This window comes from Mesonia maritima, from assembly GCF_042433895.1.
GTDB classification, from domain to species: domain Bacteria; phylum Bacteroidota; class Bacteroidia; order Flavobacteriales; family Flavobacteriaceae; genus Mesonia; species Mesonia maritima.
In genome coordinates, this window is sequence record NZ_JBHLUA010000016.1 from 1 (window position 1) to 5,136 (window position 5,136).

Annotated in this window: 2 tRNA genes and 3 rRNA genes; all 5 read right to left on the minus strand. The window is 47.6% G+C overall.

Annotation, left to right across the window (positions count from 1 at the left end):
• Nucleotides 1–20 precede the first annotated feature (20 nt).
• Nucleotides 21–129: ribosomal RNA gene (gene rrf / locus ACFFGL_RS12530) — 5S ribosomal RNA — on the minus strand.
• A gap of 122 nt (nt 130–251) precedes the next feature.
• Nucleotides 252–3,072, minus strand: a 23S ribosomal RNA gene (locus ACFFGL_RS12535).
• 132 nt (nt 3,073–3,204) lie between these two features.
• A tRNA-Ala gene (locus tag ACFFGL_RS12540) sits at nt 3,205–3,278 on the minus strand.
• Between the two features lie 124 nt (nt 3,279–3,402).
• Nucleotides 3,403–3,476 (minus strand) — tRNA-Ile (locus ACFFGL_RS12545).
• A gap of 109 nt (nt 3,477–3,585) precedes the next feature.
• A 16S ribosomal RNA gene (locus ACFFGL_RS12550) occupies nt 3,586–5,111 on the minus strand.
• Together the 16S, 23S and 5S rRNA genes with 2 tRNA genes alongside form the textbook arrangement of a ribosomal RNA operon.
• Nucleotides 5,112–5,136 lie beyond the last annotated feature (25 nt).

Sequence of the window (5,136 nt, forward strand, 5' to 3'; positions counted from 1 at the left end):
TGACGAAGGGGGCTTTATAAAAAAGGCGGCGACATACTCTCCCACAATAAGTAGTACCATCTGCGCTAATGAGCTTAACTTCTCTGTTCGGAATGGGAAGAGGTGAGCCTCATTGCTATAACCACCTTAAGCTTTCATCCTGTTGATAACAGGAAGTATAAGGTAACATATTGAAAAAATAAAGTATATCGATCAAAAGTAAAATATAATTTTCAGAAGGTTTTTCCCTCCCCCGGTTACCCGGGGGAGTCGACATAAACTATACGGGTTATTAGTACTACTCGGCTATGACATTACTGCCTTTACACCTATAGCCTATCAACGTGATCGTCTCTCACGACCCTTTAAAGAAATCTCATCTTGTGGTGGGTTTCGCGCTTATATGCTTTCAGCGCTTATCCCTTCCAAACGTAGCTACCCAGCAGTGCTCCTGGCGGAACAACTGGTACACCAGAGGTTTGTCCAACTCGGTCCTCTCGTACTAGAGTCAGATCCACTCAAATTTCTTGCGCCCACTGTAGATAGAGACCGAACTGTCTCACGACGTTCTGAACCCAGCTCGCGTGCCACTTTAATGGGCGAACAGCCCAACCCTTGGGACCTTCTCCAGCCCCAGGATGTGACGAGCCGACATCGAGGTGCCAAACCCCCCCGTCGATGTGAGCTCTTGGGGGAGATCAGCCTGTTATCCCCGGAGTACCTTTTATCCTTTGAGCGATGGCCCTTCCATACGGAACCACCGGATCACTATGCTCTACTTTCGTACCTGATCGACCTGTATGTCTCTCAGTCAAGCTCCCTTATGCCATTACACTCTACGCACGGTTACCAAGCGTGCTGAGGGAACCTTTAGAAGCCTCCGTTACTCTTTTGGAGGCGACCACCCCAGTCAAACTACCCACCAAGCACTGTCCTTCCAAAAGGAAGTTAGGCTTCAAACAAGTAAAGGGTGGTATTTCAACAATGACTCCACCACACCTAGCGATGCAGCTTCAACGTCTCCCACCTATCCTACACATCACTTGTCCAAAGTCAATACTAAGCTATAGTAAAGGTTCACGGGGTCTTTTCGTCCCACAGCGGGTAATCGGCATCTTCACCGATACTACAATTTCACCGAGCTCATGGCTGAGACAGTGTCCAGATCGTTGCACCATTCGTGCAGGTCGGAACTTACCCGACAAGGAATTTCGCTACCTTAGGACCGTTATAGTTACGGCCGCCGTTTACCGGGGCTTCAATTCAATGCTTCGCCGAAGCTGACATCTCCTCTTAACCTTCCGGCACCGGGCAGGTGTCAGGCCCTATACGTCATCTTTCGATTTTGCAGAGCCCTGTGTTTTTGATAAACAGTCGCCTGGACCTCTTCACTGCGGCCCCACCGGAGTGGGGCGACCTTTCTCCCGAAGTTACAGGTCTATTTTGCCTAGTTCCTTAGCCATGAATCTCTCGAGCACCTTAGAATTCTCATCCCAACTACCTGTGTCGGTTTAGGGTACGGGCTGCTTTACTCGCTTTTCTTGGAAGTCGCTTCCCTGGATTATCACCGCCGCCGTAGCTTAAGTGTACTATCATACCCTTTCAGGTACTTCAACGTACTATTCCGTCAGTACGCACCAAGTAGACGCCTCCGTCACTTTTATTGTAAAGCAGGTAGCAGAATATTAACTGCTTGGCCATCGACTACCCCGTTCGGGTTCGCCTTAGGTCCCGACTAACCCTCAGCTGATTAGCATAGCTGAGGAAACCTTAGTCTTTCGGTGTGCGGGTTTCTCGCCCGCATTATCGTTACTTATGCCTACATTTTCTTTTGTAACCAATCCAGCATACCTCGCAGTACACCTTCATCTCTGTTACAATGCTCCCCTACCACTTAATAAATTAAGTCCATAGCTTCGGTAGTATGTTTATGCCCGATTATCATCCATGCCGAACCGCTCGACTAGTGAGCTGTTACGCACTCTTTAAATGAATGGCTGCTTCCAAGCCAACATCCTAGCTGTCTAAGCAGTTCAACCTCGTTTGTTCAACTTAACATACATTTGGGGACCTTAGCTGATGGTCTGGGTTCTTTCCCTCTCGGACATGGACCTTAGCACCCATGCCCTCACTGATATAAAACATTTTATAGCATTCGGAGTTTGTCAGGAATTGGTAGGCGGTGAAGCCCCCGCATCCAATCAGTAGCTCTACCTCTATAAAACTATTATACCGCTGCACCTAAATGCATTTCGGGGAGTACGAGCTATTTCCGAGTTTGATTGGCCTTTCACCCCTACCCTCAGGTCATCCCAAGACTTTTCAACGTCAACGGGTTCGGTCCTCCACTTTGGGTTAACAAAGCTTCAACCTGCCCAAGGGTAGATCACACGGTTTCGCGTCTACCATTACCAACTATGGCGCCCTATTAAGACTCGCTTTCGCTACGGATACACCTCTTAAAGGCTTAACCTTGCTGGCAACGGTAACTCGTAGGCTCATTATGCAAAAGGCACGCCGTCACCCCAAAGGGCTCCGACCGCTTGTAAGCGTATGGTTTCAGGGTCTATTTCACTCCCTTGTTCAGGGTTCTTTTCACCTTTCCCTCACGGTACTGGTTCACTATCGGTCTCTCAGGAGTATTTAGCCTTAGCGGATGGTCCCGCCAGATTCATACAGGGTTTCTCGTGCCCCGCACTACTCAGGATACCACTATCGTTAATCGCTTTACCTATACCGGGCTGTCACCGTCTATGGCCAAGCTTTCCAACTTGTTCTAGTTCATTGATTATTGAATATTGTGGTCCTACTACCCCATACAGTCCGTAAACTATATGGTTTGGGCTAATGCGCGTTCGCTCGCCACTACTAGCGCAATCACTATTGTTTTCTTCTCCTCCGGGTACTTAGATGTTTCAGTTCTCCGGGTTCGCCTCCTTGCGGATACTTGATCTTCAATCAAGTGGGTTGCCCCATTCGGATATCTGCGGATCAACTTGTATGTGCCAATCCCCGCAGCTTTTCGCAGCTTATCACGTCCTTCTTCGCCTCTGAGAGCCTAGGCATCCCCCATACGCCCTTAATAAGCTTATGTCTTTTACCTAATGATCTTTATATTTTTTATATCTTTTAACAGATATCTTCTCTCGTATTCTTTATTTTTTCAATATGTCAATGAACGTTTACTAATTTTTAATCTGAAATTTTAAATTAAAAATTAATTCGTGGAGAATATCGGAGTCGAACCGATGACCTCCTGCGTGCAAGGCAGGCGCTCTAGCCAGCTGAGCTAATCCCCCATTTTTCAATTCAGAATGATGAATTTTTAATGTTGAATTATGAACCTTGAATTAAGTAAATTTATAATTCAAACCTTCAACTTCTAGAATTTCCTTTTCAATATCTTTTTATGAACGTTGTTTGTAGTCTCAGGCAGACTCGAACTGCCGACCTCTACATTATCAGTGTAGCGCTCTAACCAGCTGAGCTATGAGACTGCATCTTATATTTAAATTGACAGTAATTAAGACTAAACAATAGCCTTTTAAGCTTCCTTTTTATGTGTCGCCTTTGTATTGCGCTTACATTTTAAAATGCTTGCTCTAGAAAGGAGGTGTTCCAGCCGCACCTTCCGGTACGGCTACCTTGTTACGACTTAGCCCCAGTTACCAGTTTTACCCTAGGCCGCTCCTTGCGGTAACGGACTTCAGGTACCCCCGGCTTCCATGGCTTGACGGGCGGTGTGTACAAGGCCCGGGAACGTATTCACCGCATCATGGCTGATATGCGATTACTAGCGATTCCAGCTTCACGCAGTCGAGTTGCAGACTGCGATCCGAACTGTGATAGGGTTTGTAGATTCGCTCCTTCTCGCGAAGTGGCTGCTCTCTGTCCCTACCATTGTAGCACGTGTGTGGCCCAGGACGTAAGGGCCGTGATGATTTGACGTCATCCCCACCTTCCTCGCGGTTTGCACCGGCAGTCTGGCTAGAGTTCCCGACATTACTCGCTGGCAACTAACCACAGGGGTTGCGCTCGTTATAGGACTTAACCTGACACCTCACGGCACGAGCTGACGACAACCATGCAGCACCTTGTAATCTGTCCGAAGAAATATCTGTTTCCAGATACGTCAGACTACATTTAAGCCCTGGTAAGGTTCCTCGCGTATCATCGAATTAAACCACATGCTCCACCGCTTGTGCGGGCCCCCGTCAATTCCTTTGAGTTTCATTCTTGCGAACGTACTCCCCAGGTGGGTTACTTATCACTTTCGCTTAACCACCCAGCCCTCAATTGGGCCGGACAGCTAGTAACCATCGTTTACGGCGTAGACTACCAGGGTATCTAATCCTGTTCGCTACCTACGCTTTCGTCCATCAGCGTCAGTACATTATTAGTGATCTGCCTTCGCAATCGGTATTCTGAGTAATATCTATGCATTTCACCGCTACACTACTCATTCTAACCACTTCATAATGACTCAAGATCTACAGTATCAATGGCAGTTCTCCCGTTGAGCGGAAGACTTTCACCACTGACTTATAGACCCGCCTACGGACCCTTTAAACCCAATGATTCCGGATAACGCTTGGATCCTCCGTATTACCGCGGCTGCTGGCACGGAGTTAGCCGATCCTTATTCGTAGGGTACCGTCAGCTTCTTACACGTAAGAAGGTTTCTTCCCCTATAAAAGCAGTTTACAACCCATAGGGCAGTCTTCCTGCACGCGGCATGGCTGGATCAGAGTTCCCTCCATTGTCCAATATTCCTCACTGCTGCCTCCCGTAGGAGTCTGGTCCGTGTCTCAGTACCAGTGTGGGGGATCTCCCTCTCAGGACCCCTACCTATCGCTGCCTTGGTAAGCCGTTACCTTACCAACTAACTAATAGGACGCATACTCATCTATTACCACCGTAGTTTTAATATAATTGTGATGCCACAACTATATATTATGGGGTGTTAATCCAAATTTCTCCGGGCTATACCCCAGTAATAGGTAGATTGTATACGCGTTACGCACCCGTGCGCCACTCGTCAGCCAGAGCAAGCTCTGCTGTTACCGTTCGACTTGCATGTGTTAGGCCTGCCGCTAGCGTTCATCCTGAGCCAGGATCAAACTCTTCATCGTTGTTTCATTATAATTTTACAATACT